The 16,411-nt window shown below is 34.9% G+C and carries 10 protein-coding genes and 2 pseudogenes; 5 read left to right on the forward strand and 7 right to left on the reverse strand.

Translation table 11 applies throughout. The features are described 5' to 3' along the window. Nucleotides 1-30: 30 nt before the first annotated feature. From P618_RS04310 to P618_RS06120, 4 genes are all read right to left on the reverse strand, one after another. Nucleotides 31-774: a 2,3,4,5-tetrahydropyridine-2,6-dicarboxylate N-succinyltransferase gene (locus tag P618_RS04310; protein ID WP_021827028.1), complete on the reverse strand. Its 744-nt coding sequence runs from the start codon at nt 772-774 to the stop codon at nt 31-33. A 38-nt stretch (nt 775-812) separates the two neighbouring features. Next, nucleotides 813-2,567: a 30S ribosomal protein S1 gene (locus tag P618_RS04315; protein WP_021827029.1), complete on the reverse strand. Its 1,755-nt coding sequence runs from the start codon at nt 2,565-2,567 to the stop codon at nt 813-815. A gap of 457 nt (nt 2,568-3,024) precedes the next feature. Then, nucleotides 3,025-4,110 (reverse strand): peptide chain release factor 1, encoded by a 1,086-nt coding sequence (gene prfA, locus P618_RS04320; RefSeq protein WP_040458493.1) that lies wholly within the window; start codon nt 4,108-4,110, stop codon nt 3,025-3,027. A 356-nt stretch (nt 4,111-4,466) separates the two neighbouring features. After that, a complete protein-coding gene (locus tag P618_RS06120; protein WP_021827032.1) occupies nt 4,467-5,168 on the reverse strand; it encodes an HAD family hydrolase in 702 nt (233 codons plus the stop codon). Nucleotides 5,169-5,731: 563 nt separating this feature from the next. On the opposite strand from P618_RS06120, the gene tkt reads away from it, so the two are divergent. The 4 genes and pseudogenes from tkt to infB form a co-directional block, all read left to right on the forward strand. Next, the gene (gene tkt, locus P618_RS04330; RefSeq protein WP_021827033.1) at nt 5,732-7,696 is read left to right on the forward strand and encodes a transketolase; all 1,965 of its coding nucleotides are present in this window, start codon (nt 5,732-5,734) and stop codon (nt 7,694-7,696) included. 251 nt (nt 7,697-7,947) lie between these two features. Continuing rightward, nucleotides 7,948-8,733 (forward strand): hypothetical protein, encoded by a 786-nt coding sequence (locus P618_RS04335; protein ID WP_021827034.1) that lies wholly within the window; start codon nt 7,948-7,950, stop codon nt 8,731-8,733. An 820-nt stretch (nt 8,734-9,553) separates the two neighbouring features. Beyond that, complete coding sequence (locus P618_RS04340) at nt 9,554-10,195, forward strand: hypothetical protein (protein ID WP_156919006.1); 642 nt, start codon at nt 9,554-9,556, stop codon at nt 10,193-10,195. 1,117 nt (nt 10,196-11,312) lie between these two features. Then, nucleotides 11,313-13,061: pseudogene (gene infB / locus P618_RS04345) on the forward strand (translation initiation factor IF-2); the annotation flags it as partial. Nucleotides 13,062-13,101: 40 nt separating this feature from the next. Here infB and P618_RS04350 read toward each other — a convergent pair. From P618_RS04350 to P618_RS09430, 3 genes and pseudogenes are all read right to left on the reverse strand, one after another. Then, nucleotides 13,102-13,839, reverse strand: a complete 738-nt coding sequence (locus P618_RS04350; protein WP_021827039.1) for a ComF family protein — start codon at nt 13,837-13,839, stop codon at nt 13,102-13,104. A gap of 9 nt (nt 13,840-13,848) precedes the next feature. After that, on the reverse strand, nt 13,849-14,541 hold the full coding sequence (locus P618_RS04355; protein WP_021827040.1) for a ribonuclease D: 693 nt from the start codon (nt 14,539-14,541) through the stop codon (nt 13,849-13,851). 1,099 nt (nt 14,542-15,640) lie between these two features. Then, nucleotides 15,641-15,772: pseudogene (locus P618_RS09430) on the reverse strand (hypothetical protein); the annotation flags it as partial. Nucleotides 15,773-15,987: 215 nt separating this feature from the next. Between P618_RS09430 and P618_RS04365 the strand changes: the two are divergent. Beyond that, complete coding sequence (locus tag P618_RS04365) at nt 15,988-16,317, forward strand: IS630 transposase-related protein (RefSeq protein ID WP_021827042.1); 330 nt, start codon at nt 15,988-15,990, stop codon at nt 16,315-16,317. The last annotated feature ends 94 nt before the right edge of the window (nt 16,318-16,411 follow it).

A 16,411-nucleotide genomic window follows, 5' to 3' on the forward strand; every position in this document is an offset into this window, starting at 1 on the left:
ATCTTTCATTCAGTCACATAAAATATAGAATCACAAACGCAACGCATCTTCTAAGGTAATTTTAGAATTTGTTTGATCGTCACGATACTTCACTATCACTCCACATTGTAAGGCTAATTTCGTATCAAAAAAATTATTTTCAATATCCCTAGCCCCTGGTAAAACTACAGCATTTTCCGGAATATAACCGTGATAAACCTGATTTTTTACCGTATCATATATGGGAATAGTACGAGATAAACATAACCCTGCCCCCAAAACTGCGCGATTTTTTATATGAAATCCAGAAGTTATGACACATCCAGCCCCAATAAATACATAATCCTCAACAATTACAGGAACCGACTCTACAGGCTCTAATACTCCACCAATACTAACACCTGCAGAAAGATGAACGTTTTCACCAATCTGCGCACAAGATCCCACTAAAACATGGCTATCTACCATAGTCCCTCGTCCTATATATGCCCCAATATTGACATAAGAAGGAGGCATAATAACCACATCAGAAGAAACATACGCACCAGAACGAACAGCAGAGCCAAAAGGAACCACCCGAATTTTATCCTCAAGAGAGAACTTTCTTGGAAACAAAGCACTCCTATCAATATAGTACTCCTCTATGACATCGCTCTCCCCATATCGAAACACTGCTAAAATTTTCTCTTTAACTTCTACATTAACAATCCAATTTCCCTGTGATCCTGGAAAGGCCGCACGCAAAACACCTGACTGCAACTCTTCAAGAAAAGTTTTTACACAAAATTTAAGCATTTTTCCTCTTTAAACACATTAAAACGTATCTTAAAAAATTAATCTTTATGTTCTAATGCCCTATCTAAAGCAGAACTAAAAGTGCTCTCTTTATCCCCCATATATTCAGATAAAACACGAGAACGCTCCTCAATATCTAAAGCTCTAATAGACAAAAGCACCTCTTGAGTTTTAGGATTCACCTTAGTCACCTTTGCATCAACAACATCCCCCACTTTAAAAGAATAAGGATTCTTATGTTGCGTATCTTCAGCTAGCTCCGCGCGAGCAATAAACGAAAAAACACCATCACCAATATCAACTTCTATTCCAGAATCCGACACACGAACAACTCGAGACTTTATATTTTGTCCCTTTTCTATTGATTGTAAGCGCTCCATGCTTGCATCACTGGAAACCTGTTTAACACTCAAACCGATAAACTCTTCTTCGCAAGATATTTTTGTTACTTTCAACTGAATCTTTTGCCCCACCTGATATCTAGACAAAGCTTCACTCGAAGGCAACGTCCAAGAAAGTTCTGATTTATGCACAGCAAATTCAATACCATAAGGCAATGTAACCAAAAGTCCAAATTCCGTCACATCCTTAATTTCTGCTTCTACTTGACTTCCCACAGGATAATTTTTAGAAAAAACTTCAAATAAATTCTCTGTACACTGTTTGAGTCCCAAGGAAATTCTTCTTTTAGTCGCATCAATTTCTAGAATCATGACTTTGACTTCATCTTTTTGAGAAACAACATCAGAAGGAACAACATCTTTTTTATGCCAAGTCATTTCTCTAGCATGAATAAGCCCTTCAATCCCTTCACTAAGTTCTGCAAAAGCTCCATATTCTGTAATATTTGTAATGGTAGCACCAACAACACTTCCTACAGCATACATTTCATTAATTGTTTGCCAAGGATCTTTTTCAAGTTGACGCAACCCCAATGAAATTCTTTCATTTTCACGATTGAACCGAATAACCATAACTTTGATCGTCTGCCCTACACGCAACACATCTTCTACATTAACACGCTTATTGTACGAAAGATCAGAAACGTGCAACAATCCATCAATTCCACCTAAATCAATGAATGCACCATACGGAGCCAAATTTTTAACAACTCCCTCCACAATCATGCCCTGCTTTAATATTGACAAAAGACGAGCTTTATCCGAAGCACGCTCTCCTTCCAAAACAGCACGACGAGAAACGACAATATTACCCCGAGCCTCATCAATTTTTACAATAAGAAACATTTGATCTGTTCCGACGAGCTCTCCAGAGTCCCTAGAAGGTCTGATATCTACCTGACTTCCTGGAAGAAAAGCAACTGTTCCTCCCAAGTCAACACTCAAACCGCCTTTCACCATACCTAAAACTTTCCCAGAAATCGGCTTCTTATCTTCAAAGGCTTGAGCGAGCTTCATCCACGTCACTTCCTGAATAGCTTTCTGATGACTGAGAATCATTCCCCCATCTCTTCCTTCATAACGCTCTATGTAAACATCAACCTGCCCCCCTACTCTCAGGGACTCACGCTCAACGTCGCCAAATTCTTTTAATTGCACACGCCCTTCAGATTTAGATGAAACATTCACAATGATCGCATCATGATCGATTGAAACAATCCTGCCTTTTACAATTTTCCCCTCTAAACTTCTTTGATCTTTCAAAGTGTCTTCTAAGAGAGCTTTAAATGCATCCTCAAAATTTTTATCTTCTATTCTTTTTTCAATAATACTATCCGCTTCTTTATCTTTGTTGGGATTATTGTCTAAATCTTTTCCTAAAATACGGTTCATACGGTTCTCTAACTTATTTCCTCGGCACCATTACCGATTCTTCTATATAATATATCTTTTTTTCCTAATTGACAAGTTGCTTTAGTGAAGAAATTCTTCGATTGATACGGTGAAGTTTTAATGTGCGTCAAAATTATCTCCCCTCCTTTTAAGCAATTATTGCCGATATCATAAATCTCAAAAATGAGTTTACACAGGAAATCTGCAAAAAGAAAAATTGAAAAAAAAACACAAAAGAAAATTAGAAAACTAAATTTACGCAAGGGGAGCTATTTTTTTTATTTTCTTACCCTTCATCTCACCCCTTTTTATAGAGGCGTTTGAGCTTATATGAGACGTTACAAAGCTGGATACATTGTTATAACGGTTTGGAGGTCTCCTTTTTAAATTCTGACTTATTTTACTATACACAAAAATACAAAAATTATTTTTCGATATTGTTGAAATATTAAAATTATTAAAATTCTAAAAAATTTACTTCTTGTTCCGCTAACTGTTCTGCTCTTTCATGAGTCATCAACGCAGTAATGACTTCTTTCAAGCCCTCTCCCTCTAAAATTTCAGAAAGCTGGTGAAGTGTTAATTTTATGCGATGATCCGTAAGGCGACCTTGAGGAAAATTGTATGTGCGAATTCTTTCAGAGCGATCCCCTCTTCCTACTTGACTATGTCTAGACTGACTTCTTTTTTTTTCTTCCTCCTGTTTTTTTGCATCATACAATCGAGAACGTAAAACCTTTAACGCTTTTGCCTTATTTTTATGTTGAGATTTTTCGTCTTGTTGACTAACCACAATTCCACTAGGAAGATGCGTAATACGCACAGCACTATCTGTTGTGTTCACTGACTGTCCACCTGGACCACTAGAGCGAAAAACATCAATTCGAAGATCTTTTTCATCAATCACGATATCCAATTCTTCCACTTCCGGTAAAACCGCTACCGTTGCCGCAGAAGTATGTATACGTCCACTAGCTTCCGTTTTGGGAACTCTTTGCACTCTGTGAACTCCTGCTTCGAATTTAAGTTGTGCATAGACATCTTTTCCTTGAATCAATAATCCTGCATCTTTTACTCCGGAATGATCACTGTAATGCACATGTAATGGCTCCACATTCCACTTTTGTAATGCTCCGTACCGCATATACATACGCATTAAATCTGCCGCAAATAAAGCAGCCTCTTCCCCTCCTGTTCCAGCACGAATTTCTAAAATCGCGCCACGCGCATCGTCTTCATCTTTTGGCAGAAAAAAAACACGAATATCATAACTTAGTTCTTCCAATTTTTGACGTAATTTTTTTTTCTCTTCTTCTATCAAATTTTTGATATCATCATCTTCTTCTTGAATCTTCACTAAATCATCGTATTCCTTTTGTACGTTAAACCACTTCTGTACACACTCCACAAGAGGCGTCATATAAGCATAATCTTTGGCTAATTTCACCGAATCTTGCACAGAATGTTCTACTAACAATGCTCTTTCCAAACGCTCATAGCGTTCAAGAATAGCAGAAAGTGTTTGGTTTGAAATAGCACGCATCATTTAAAAGTAACCGTATTCTCGCCTTAAGATATCATAAAACAAAGATATATACCAGAGAGCATCCAACAACAAAATTATTATGCCATAAAAAATTATTTTATTTTTACTTAATTTTCATTTGTATTGCACTAAAATATACTTTATGTATTTTTAAAATAATGAAAAACAACTTGATTTCACACCAAACATTTAGAAAAAAAATAACGAATCAAATATTTTTTCAACACAATTGAAGTGAGCGTAATACAGCTTTTCAATAAGTTTATGCTCAAATTATGCCTTAGTCAATCAATACCATTTTTCCACTTAAGCATTAAAACTCATATTCCCTTGCCCTTCAGATAGCCTATTTCCTAAATTAAGTTTAGAAATTGTTCCCAATCTTCAAAACATTCTTTTACACCAACAGCTTTTAACTGTTCTGAACTACGTTGACAATCAGAAGAAAAACCTGTGTATCCAAATGTTGTAATTCCAGCACCAATGGAAGCTTTCGCTCCGGTGACACTATCTTCAACCGCAAGGCACTGCATAGGCAAAGTACGCAACTCATTCATAGCAAAAAAGTATACATCTGGTAAAGGCTTTGGAGTATTTCCTGATTCAAAAAACGATGTTCCAAAAAGTTTTGCAAGCTCTTCGCCTCGCTTGTTTTTAGCCCATCGCATTGCTGAAAATACTCGAAATAAAGCGCTGTTTGTCACCAAAGCTAGCTTATATCGCTGACGAGCAATTGTTAATGTTTCAATAACATTGTTCGCCATTTCAACACAATTTTTACGAAACACGTTAATAACCATGTGCTCTCTTTCATGATACAGATCTTCATACTTTACGTGAATTTTGAAATAGTCTGACAAATGTTCACAAAGAGATTTCTTGGTTTTTCCGTGAAACTTAGCATAAAAACACGATTCAGTTAAAGGATCCGTAATGTATTCTTTGTAAAGCGCATTAAAGCGCTCAATTAAAAGAGGAACTGTAAGACGCTCTGTAGCCATTAAAGAATTATCAAAATCTAATAAAATCCATCGTGTCAATGAATCAGAAAACATATAAACTCATTTACGTTACATTAAAATAATCTTTTCAATTAGATTATAGAAAAACACGATAAAGTCAACATGATATTTTTATTATGGTAATTTAGATTGATATTTGGTGCGTTTTTCATTACACCGAAAAAATACGACGAAAAAATAAAATTTTTTTCTGTTTCTCAAAAAATATATTATGCAGTATACACAGTAATTTAAATTAGAAATTCACAAAAATAAAATTTTTTAGAAAACAAGTTGCAAAATCATATAGCCCAAAAAATCTAAGAAAATCTATCTTCGATCACTGCGTGTCGTGTTTTATCTTTATTCGAAAACTTCAGCTTAATTTGCTATAAAGACACGAAAATTCTCGTTATCTGTTTTTAACTTATAACAAGGAAAAAAATATATCGTTTTTAACAAAAATGATCTTAAGGTAAACATTTTTATTTAACTCCGGTATACATTTTTCACACGTTAAACAATTGTTTTTTATTTTTTTATAAGGACTATTATATTATTCACATAGTTTGTATCCTTACAAAACGGTAGACAATAAATTTCTAGGATTAAGCATTATGGTTGAAATACCTGAAAATTTTTTTCCTTTAGCAGGGCATGCGTTAAGAATCTTAGCTATGGATAGCGTAGAAAACGCTGGATCTGGGCACCCAGGAATGGCAATGGGAATGGCAGATGTCATGGCGGTGTTGACCTCTAAATACTTAAAGTGGGATCCTTGCGACGCTCAGTGGCCAGATCGAGATCGGTTTGTGCTTTCTGCAGGACACGGAGCTTTGTTATGGTACACAACTTTGTATATGTGGGGAATTTTGTCGTTAGAAGATCTAAAACAATATCGATGTTATGCAAGCAAAACTCCAGGGCATCCAGAAAAAGGACATCCTTTGGGAACAGATGTTACGACAGGTCCATTAGGGCAAGGCATAGCCAACGCTGTAGGTATGGCTTTGACTGAATCTTTGTTGCGAAAAGAATTTTCACAAGCGCTTATTGATCATCATACTTACGTTATCTTAGGCGACGGATGTTTGATGGAAGGGGTTGCACAAGAAGCCATCAGTTTAGCTGGGCACTGGCGATTGCACCGTTTAATCGCATTCTGGGATGACAATAAAGTCACTATCGATGGATCAACAGAGCTTAGTGAAAGCGACAATATTACGCAAAGATTTAAGGCTTCTGGCTGGAATGTGATATATATTGATGGCCACGACATTCGCGCCATTTGCTGCGCTATTGAACAGGCTAAAAACTCTCCTCAGCCTACTTTAATTGGGTGCCGAACGCGCATTGGTTATGGGGCCCCTAGTAAAATGGGGTCTTGTCAAGCTCATGGAGCTCCATTAGGCATAAAAGAAACTCAGGCAGTTAGACATGCGCTTTCTTGGCCTTGGGATGAGCCTTTTTTTGTACCGGAATCCTTATTCGCTCAATGGAAAGTGTTCACACAACATTCTACACAACTGCATGAAGACTGGAAAAAAAGATTAATTTCTCAAGATCCTAAAATTCAAGCTCGATTTCATGAATCATTGAGTAATCATTTTTTAAATCAAGCAACATGTAATCAGTTAGAAAACCAGGCAAGTACTTATACCCAAACTCGCCCATGTATCTCTACTCGAAGCGCTTCTGGTGAAGTGTTGACGAAAATTTTTCCCCTTACTCGATTACTAACTGGATCAGCAGATCTTAAAGACTCCACGTGCACAGACCCAAAATACTGGACGCCTTATCGTCCCTTTTTACATTATGGAGTAAGAGAACATGCCATGGCGGCAATTATGAACGGAATTTCTGCGCACAAAGGATTCATTCCCTGCGGAGGAACATTTTTAGCATTTTCAGATTATATGCGCCCTGCACTGAGATTATCAGCATTAATGAATCTTAAAGTTATTTACATCTTGACTCATGATTCTATCGGCCTTGGTGAAGATGGGCCGACGCATCAACCTATTGAACACTTGATTTCTTTGCGCGCTATCCCAAATTTAACTGTGTTGCGCCCTGGAGATAGCGTTGAGGTTGTGGAATGTTGGAAAATTGCAATGGAAGTTGAAGGGCCCGTAGCGTTATGCTTATCTCGTCAAGCGCTCCCAACGTTTTCTAAAGAATATGCGCCTGCGCAGCGCTGTCAGGCGGGCGCGTACCCTTTGCTCAATGTTAAAAATCCAAAAATTAACCTCTGGGCCAGTGGATCTGAAGTACATTTAGCTTTGAAAGTTGCAAGTGAGTTAATGCATCACCACAAAATTTTAACTCAAGTTTATTCGGTTCCTTGGTTAATGCGTTGGCTTTATAACTACCAAGCTCCATGGAAAACATTTCCCGCAGACCTTCAAGTTTCTATTGAAGCAGCCTCCACTTTAGCATGGTGTCAAGTGACGGGACCTAAGGGGCTGAATTTAGGTATAGATAGTTTTGGAGCTTCAGGAAAAGGAGAAGAATTATTTCAAATTTTTGGTTTTTCTCCTGACACATTAATTCAAAAAATTCTAAAATACTTGCTTCCTTAAGTATATCCTCTTTACTAACACAAAGTGCTGTACATACGATCTTGATGAAAAAATCTTTGTGAAGATATTATACTTTTTCTTAAGATCAATTTCAGATAACGAACATTTAAAATTTTAGATAGATTTGCAGTTTTAGAACATTTTAATGGTTTGAAAAGGTAAAAAGAAGATATGAATTCTAAATTTAATTTATTTTTACTTTTTCTCTATATACTATACAATGTAAATTGCCTAAATATTTTACAAAAATTATGAACAAAATTTTTTATAATTTTTTTTTTCTTTCCTTAATGTGCTTAAACAGCTCTTTTGCTGCGCCTGTTGAAAATCAGTTCGCTGATTCAGGTGCTGGGAAATCAAATCACCAAAAACCATCTATTTTCCAACAATCCCCCCCAACCAACAACCGACCTGTTGGAAATCCGTTACCTGATTTAGGTGGTGAGAAGTTAAATCGTCCAACATCATCCCTTTTTTTAAACGCACCTGTTAGAAATCCGCTCCTTGATTTAGATAATGAAGAGGCAAATCACCAAAAACTATCTATTTTCGAACAAAAACCTCTAGCCACTCAATCAAATGAAAAATATCACACAATTGAGGTGCTCTCAGACACAGAAGAGCCAAAAAAATTAAAAAAAGTGAAACAAGAGACTCAGCATGCCCCCACGCCTTTATCCTTTGAAGAATTTTTAAAAATTCCTGTGCACAATTTTATAAAATTCTCAATGCATTGTAAAGATGAGCAAGAATTGAAAAGAAAAATAGCAAAGAACGCATTTAACGATCATCCAGAAAATGTATTAAAAGGATTTCTTGACCTTTCTGACGCAGAAAAACAGGCTTTTATAGACTTTTTAACAGAAAATAAATATCACGAAAAAAATGATAAACAAAAAAACTCAAATATCAATCCTTATTTCCAAAAAAAGCAGAATGATATTTTAGATCACATAGATATTATGAATATAGGAGGAAAACCAAAAATGATTCCCCACATTTTTTCTGAGCTTTTAAATATCGTACAAAACGCTTAAACGATTTCTATCTAAAAAATGAAAAAATTTTTTATTTAGCTAATATTTTATTAAAAATATCGCGTTGGAGGGGGGTAAATATTTTTTTTAAATCAACTGAATCAGTAAATTTTAAATAGAAGATTTAATTTGTTGTAAATAAAAATTAACATTACCCGTTGCTCGTAATAAATATTCCCAGATCTTCTAGAAAAGTGTTGAAGTATACATCGAAAAGGTCAATCGTTGTTAGCGCATTTTTACATGACATAAACGGGTAAAGACGCTCGCTAGACCTGCTAGGCAAGTGGAAATTTTAGAAAAAATTTGAGTAAAAAGCATGGAAGCTTATAAACCAAATAGCGCCTCCATACCCCCAAATATTTCCCTCCCCTAACTTCAAAAAATAAAAAATAAAAATTTTCACTTAGCTAATATTTGATTGTGTCAAAAATATCGTACTAGAGGATATTAAATGTTTTTTTAAATAAAATGAATCAGTAAAATTAAATAGACTATGCAATTTACTGTAAAACAAGCATTAAAATCAACCATTATTCATGATAAATATTTTTTAAATCCTCTAGAAAAATATTTAAATGATATCGAGCTTTATTAGCGCACAGGAACATAACATAGAATTGCGTTTCATAAAAGTAAAAGGTGCTTACTGTAATAACCTTAAGTCGACAGAGCGCAAAATATATTTTTTTTAAATCGAATTTGTTAAAGTTTTTTTATTTTTTTTTTCGCCATAATAGAGTCTCAATTCCGTATAAAAATATCGTAGAACATGATAAATAAAAATTTTTATAAACTTTTTTTAATAATTTTAACATTCTTGAATAACGTTTTTGCAGGTAATGAAAAGCAGTTTCCCCAAGATAAAAAAAGTCCAAGACCCCTCATCACCCAAGCACAATCCGATGTAGAAGACTCAGAACCCGCCATTTTTCAAGCGGAATCAGAGTGGATTATTTCAGATCAAGTTGCTTCTCAAAACAAATTGTACTCAAAACACCCAGAACCTGTTATAACCCAAACACATTCGGACTTAGAAGGAGAAGAGCCAAAGATTGTAAAAAAAGTTAAGAAAAATGCAGTATCTTTTGAAAAATTTTTAGAAATTCCTGTACATAAATTACTCCTGTCTTTAATTCAAAGTTCTACAGTTGAAAATTTAAAACTTCAATTCGACTCAGAAAATTTTAAAAAAGAAAAAAAAGAAGTCATCGATGAATTTCTTTCTCTTTCTGAAGAAGAAAAAGAAAAGTTTATTAATTTTTTGATGATCAACAAGTACTATCCATCTAATCAAGCCCCGAAAAACATAAACACACACACAAAGTTTAAAGAGTTTGAAAAAAATCATCAATGGATTCAAAATCAAATACAGATTATGAACATGTCAGGAAACCAAGACATGCTTCCACACGCTCTGTCTGAGTTGTTTATAGCTTTAAAATCGTATATAAAAAAGTAAAACACTTAATGTTTTTTTTAACGTTCTTCAATTCTTCAAAATTTTAAAAGATGTTTTTAGATTTAAAAAAAATAGAAAAAATAATTTATGTTACATTTTTATATTTTCCGTGTATTATTTTTTTTTATAAGATATTTGGCGTTTTGCATTCAAAAACAGAGATTAAATCATCAAAATAAATTCAATTTTGTGAACATCTCCTCTTGAGACTTGCAGAATGTCATGGTAAACTTACTTACTTTTTGTATAATTTAGGTATTGTAAAAATTATTTTGATTTTTAGGTAAAACAAATATAATTAGGCTAAAATTATCTGATTTTGTGTAGTTTTGTAATTAAAGTGTGTTTTTTTATTGTATGAGGGGCTATGACCGAAGAGCGTAAAGACAAAAAGCGTAAACCATTAGGGTTAAGTGTAGAGCAAACTCCATCTCGTCCTACAGAAAAAGAGAGCGTAAAGCAAACTTTTGTTCAGGGAAAAACAAAGCGTGTAGCTGTAGAAGTTCGTCGTGGTTCTCGTGGGTCTTCAGATCGACGATCAGGAGGAGGGTTTGAAAAATTTACAGACGAAGAGCAACTTCGTCGTATAAGAGCGGTTCAGCAAGCATTGCAAGAAAAAGAAGAAGCAGAATTGTTAAAGATTGCGCGAGAAAAAGCTGATCAGGAAAGAAAAGCTCTGGAAGCTCTTCAAGAAGAGCAAGCAAAAAAAGAAGCTTCTCAAGAAATCGTAGATACGCTTTCAGTAAAGAAAGAAACAAAAAATGTTGTAAAAGAAGATCAGGGTGTTCCTCTCGTCAAAGAGGTTTCTTTGGAAGAAAATTCAAAAAAAGTCCCAGTAGAAGAAAAAAAGCGTAAGTTTAGCAACGAACGTGTGTCTGATCGAGACGATGCCAATAAACCAAAACGTACAAAGCCCGGAACAGAAGAGAGTGCTCGAACAGTTCCTAAGCGCGCTAAACAAAAGTACGAAAAGATCTTAGGATCTCCAGTGATTTTGGAAGATGATCTTGTCAATACTTTAGAAGATGATGTCTCGTTTAAAAAATCGATGCTTCGAAAAGGGAAATCAGGTAAGCTAAAAAAAGAAAAGAAAAATATTTTAGTTATTTCAAGATCCGTTGAATTGACAGGACCCATTTCGGTTCAGGATCTTTCAGAAAAAATAGCAGTTAAATCGCAAAAAGTTGTTCAGCTTCTTGAAAGTCTTGGAAAATCTGTGACAGCATATTCGATATTAGACGTAGAAACTTCAGAGCTCATTATCACAGAAATGGGACATAAAAGTCAAAGAGTAGGGTTGGAGGATTTAGAGGCACGTTGGTGGGGTGTAAAGAGTAAAACTTACGAAGATCGACCTCCTGTGGTAACCATTATGGGACATGTCGATCACGGAAAAACGTCTCTTTTGGATGCTTTGCGAGAAACTTCGGTGGCAAGCGGAGAAAAAGGAGGAATTACTCAACATATTGGAGCATATCAGACCCGTCTTAAATCAGGAAAACAGGTGACATTTATAGACACCCCAGGACACGAAGCATTTATTCGAATGCGAGAACGAGGATCAGCTGTAACGGACATAATTGTTTTGGTCGTGGCAGCAGATGATGGTGTTAAGGCTCAGACTATTGAAGCGATTCGTCATGCAAAAACTTCTAACGTTCCCATTATTGTTGCTATCAACAAAATTGATAAAACCACCGCAAAGCCCGATGTTGTACGTTCAGAATTATTGAACCACGGCGTGGTGGTGGAAAAAATGGGGGGAGAAGTTTTGGATGTTGAAGTTTCAGCACTGACAAAAAAAAACTTAGATGCTCTTATAGAGACGATATTACTTCAAGCAGAAATGATGGAGTTAACCTGCTCACCTGACACAAAAGCAAGAGGAACGATTATTGAGTCTCATATGAGAAAAGGACACGGACACGTAGCCACTGTACTGATTCAAAACGGGACTTTGCGAAAAGGAGACATCTTTGTTGCGGGCTTGTTGTCAGGGAAAGTTCGCATGATGTTTGACGCAGAAGGACATGTAGTTCAGAAAGCAACACCTGGTCAGCCTGTGGAGGTTTTAGGTTTTTCTCGATCTCCTCTTTCCGGAGACCGTTTTATGTCCTTAGATCAGGAATCCCAAGCACGAGAATTCGTAGAGTGGAAAAAATCTCAAGCATTAAGTGATGACAGCTCGGAAGTTACATCCAATCTTCCAGAAAACTCTAGCGATCTTGCTCAATATTTTAAGTCTCAAAACGTAAAAACGCTTTTTTTAGTCATTAATGCAGACGTTCAAGGAAGCTTAGAAGGTTTGGCCTATGAGCTTGAAAAAATTCATCATGGAGAGGTGGCTCTGCAAGTTATTTCTTCTGAAGTAGGCCCCGTTAGCGAAAGCGATGTAATGTTAGCTAAAACTTCTAACGCGATCATCTTGATGTTTAATACATATGTTTTACCTGATGCACGAAAACTCATAGATCAAGAAAAGGTTATTTTACTCAATCATCAAATTGTTTATCGCGCAATAGAAGAAGTGAAGACACTGTTAGAAAAATTATTAGCTCCAGAAATACAAGAACACTTTCTTGGAAAAGCAGAAATAATCAAAGTTTTCCATGTCAAAAAATCCTCTTCTATTGCAGGGTGTTTGGTGAAAGAGGGAGCTCTGCGTCGCGGAGAATACGTAAAAATTTTTCGGGACAAAACTTTGTTATTTGAAGGAGAAATAAAAAGTCTTCGCCACGTAAAAAATGATATGAAGGAAGTAAAATTTGGGTACGAATGCGGTATGATTTTGGAAGGATTTGATGCTTTTGAAGTAGGAGATCGCATTGAATGCTATGAAAAAAAGAGTATTGCCAGAGAACTCTAAGAAAATGTATTTGTTTTGAGCATGCGAAGAGTGTACAGGATTAAAGATAAGATTCTTCAGATAATTCTTTTTGATTTTTTTGGATATTCTCTTCGATTACAGCTTTGCTTAATGTGATTCCGGAAACTTTTTCTACTTTTTTATTATTTAAAGCGGTGGTGCAAGATTTTAAAGTTGCTCCCGTCGTATACACGTCATCTATCAGCAAAATGTTTGCAGAAAAATGAAAGAATTTAGGTGTATATTCAAAAGCTTGAGATACATTTAATTTGCGCTCTGATGCGTTTTTTATTCCTTGGGAATCTGTGTCCTTAACACGAATAAGAGAAGTATAATCGCAAGGGATGCCCGTGCGCTGACTTAACCAGCGCGCGAGTAATAACGCTTGATTAAATCCTCTCTTTATTAAGCGTTTTCTATGTAAAGGAACTGGGATAAACAGGGTCGTTTGTGGATAGTGTGTCAATAATAATCGAAGCATTTGATACCCAAAAAACTCCGTTAACCAAATTTGATGACTATGTTTAAATTTAAAAATCATTTGTTTAACAAACGATCCGTATCTCCACACTGAACGATGCCGAAGCAACGGCTCCGGAGACGCATAACACACATCGCACATATTATTTTTTATCCGATACTCAAGAGGATCACCGCATATTTCGCAAATCGGAGCAGAAATAAATTCAGTTCCCATCCAGCATTTTTGACATAGCCCTAAGCTTTCTATATTAATACCACACAAAGGGCAGCGAAAAGGAAAAATATAGCCAATCACACTAAAATATTAATCAGAAGATCTTGGGATCATGTGTGAAAAAACATCCTCTGTAAACCCCGCAATATCCAGCATAACACGATAAGGCAAAAATTGACACACAGCCTGAGCTAAGTGCTGCCTCCCCTCTTGTTCTAAGATCTCATCCAAAAGCACACGTAATTCATGCAAATACATCACATCACAAGCAGCATAATGTTTTTGTGCTTCTGTTAATTGTGATGTTCCCCAATAAGAGCTTTGTTCATTTTTCGAAATTTCGATTCCTAAAAGCTCTCGACACAATGCTTTTAATCCATGCCGTTCAGTATACGTTCTTGCAAACCTTGAAGCAACTTTAGTACAATACACTCCCACCGGCAAAACATTCCAGGTTCGATACAAGATCCCCATATCAAATCTCGCATAATGCATTAATTTTTCTACATCCTTTCGCCCCAAAAGATCACATAAATTAGGAGCAGGTTGCGCAACACGATGAATTCGTATTAAATGCGCAGCACCGTCTCCGAAATTAAGTTGAACTAAACACAACCGATCGGTAGGTTTTAACCCTGTTGCTTCAGTATCCAGAGCCACTCCCCTATTTAGCCTAATTCCCGATTGCAAAACATGCTCTGGAATATCATGCTCATATATTTGAATACTCTTATGCTTATGAGGACGCTTGTCTGGATGCTCATAAGAAGATGTTTTAGTCACTGTAAACCCCTGTAAAAGAATGAAAAAATTATAACAGATTTCAATAGCTCAGCGCAAACCCTTAATGCTACACTTCAAGTTCATCAAATAAAAAATTGTTTTTGTATTTAAAAATTGTTTCAAATTTAAAAAAATTGTCATAAAATTAAAATTTTATACAAAAATTTTTAAGATATTTTAAAAATGAATATTCATACTATTTTTTCCAATACCTATCAATTTTTTGAAAAAAATATATTTTGAGAGTAAGATTTTTCAGATAAAATTTTATTTTTTTTAAAGATTTTATCATTGAGCAGTCATTGATCTTAAACAGAATCAATATTTCATTATATCTACTGCTACAGATATTAATTTTAGAAAATTTTATGTAGAACGTATGAGAATTTACAGATATAGTAAATTAAGTTGAGGTTTAAAAACAAGTAAAGCACGAAATTTAGTTAATAAAAAGCAAATATTTTCGACTATATGACTTTAGAATTTTTTTCTAAAAATCATACCTATCTTCGTGAATCTCAACTTAATTTACTATGCAACAGACCTTTTTGAAATTTGTTGTCACGTTAAGTCCATGTTGCAGATAACGAAAATTGAGACTAAATCTAAAATGCTATAGATGTCAAATATTCATTTTAAATCGTTTAATCATTCCAAGTTCACGTTCATTTACCTCTATTTCACTTTTAAATTCCTGATTTTTATTCTGATCTCTTTTTATTATAGCTAATACGGTATAAAAATGGCATAATTATTTCTGAGTTTAATTGTCAAAGAAAAATGAGTCAATAAAACGAAATATTTCTATACATTTTCGTAAAAAAGTACTAAAGCTACGAGAGAAGGAAAAATTTTTTGAAAGATTGGCAAAGAGATTTAAAATTTCTACCCCGAGTATCAGTTAGAAGAAAAGGGTAGAACCCAAAAAAAACAGGAACAAGCAATAAAAAAAGCGTAACAAAAAAAGTTGATACACGATATTGGGAGTATCCAGATTTTTTTTTTATGTTCATGAAAGAGCACAAAGATTAGGTGTGGGAAAATTTTTGCTTCATGAAGCGTAAAAATGTTTAGGAGTTAAATATAAAAAAATACTATATTAAAAGAAATTGAATTGTAATAAAATAAAAAAAGCACTAATTGATTGATATAATCCCTGAAAGAACTTAATTTTTTGCCTAATCCATAGCTTCATATGTGCCCAAAATTTCTCGATTGGATTTAAAACAGGTGAATAAGGTGGTACCCCTTACAACCGACAGATTCAAGTAATTCTCTGGTTCTTTGAGATTTATGAAATGAAGCATCATCCATTATTACAATTTCTCCGGGTTTTAATTTTTTGATCAAAATGCGCTACCCAAGCTTCGAATAGTTGTGTGTTATAGTTAAAACAGTTGAATTATAATGCGAAATATGATACATTTTATCTAAAAAAGTAAAATAATGTCAACGCGTCCATGTCGTATAGATTTAAGAGAAAAGGTCATAAATTTTATCAAAGCAGGTAACAGTCAAAAAGAAGCTTCCAGAGTTTTTGAAATAAATAAAATGATAATCAACAGATGGTATTTACGTTATAAAAGCCAAGAGCATTTCCGCCAAAAGATACGTTTGGGTGCAAAGCCAACTATAGAAAAAGAGTCTTTTATTCAATATGAAACCGATCATCCAAAGGCTAGATCAGAAGATATTGCTCGTGAATTTAGCATAAGTGCCAGTGGAGCACATTATTGGTTAAGGCGCGTAGTTATAAAAAAACCTTCACCTATGTGAAAACAAAGTAAAGAAAAACGAAATACATATCAAGAAGCGATAAAATATATCAGCTTAAAATCTTTTATGCATTGATGAAAGCGGGATAGAGCTA

The sequence above is a fragment of the Holospora obtusa F1 genome (assembly GCF_000469665.2).
GTDB classification, from domain to species: domain Bacteria; phylum Pseudomonadota; class Alphaproteobacteria; order Holosporales; family Holosporaceae; genus Holospora; species Holospora obtusa.

Bases quoted from the DNA above. Each gene is read 5' to 3' on its own strand.
- prfA (WP_040458493.1), bottom strand. From the start codon at position 4,110: ATGCGTGCTATTTCAAACCAAACACTTTCTGCTATTCTTGAACGCTAT.
- P618_RS04335 (WP_021827034.1), top strand. From the start codon at position 7,948: ATGAACAAAATTTTTTATAATTTTTTTTTTCTTTCCTTAATGTGCTTA.
- P618_RS04315 (WP_021827029.1), bottom strand. From the start codon at position 2,567: ATGAACCGTATTTTAGGAAAAGATTTAGACAATAATCCCAACAAAGAT.
- P618_RS04365 (WP_021827042.1), top strand. From the start codon at position 15,988: ATGTCAACGCGTCCATGTCGTATAGATTTAAGAGAAAAGGTCATAAAT.
- P618_RS04310 (WP_021827028.1), bottom strand. From the start codon at position 774: ATGCTTAAATTTTGTGTAAAAACTTTTCTTGAAGAGTTGCAGTCAGGT.
- tkt (WP_021827033.1), top strand. From the start codon at position 5,732: ATGGTTGAAATACCTGAAAATTTTTTTCCTTTAGCAGGGCATGCGTTA.
- P618_RS06120 (WP_021827032.1), bottom strand. From the start codon at position 5,168: ATGTTTTCTGATTCATTGACACGATGGATTTTATTAGATTTTGATAAT.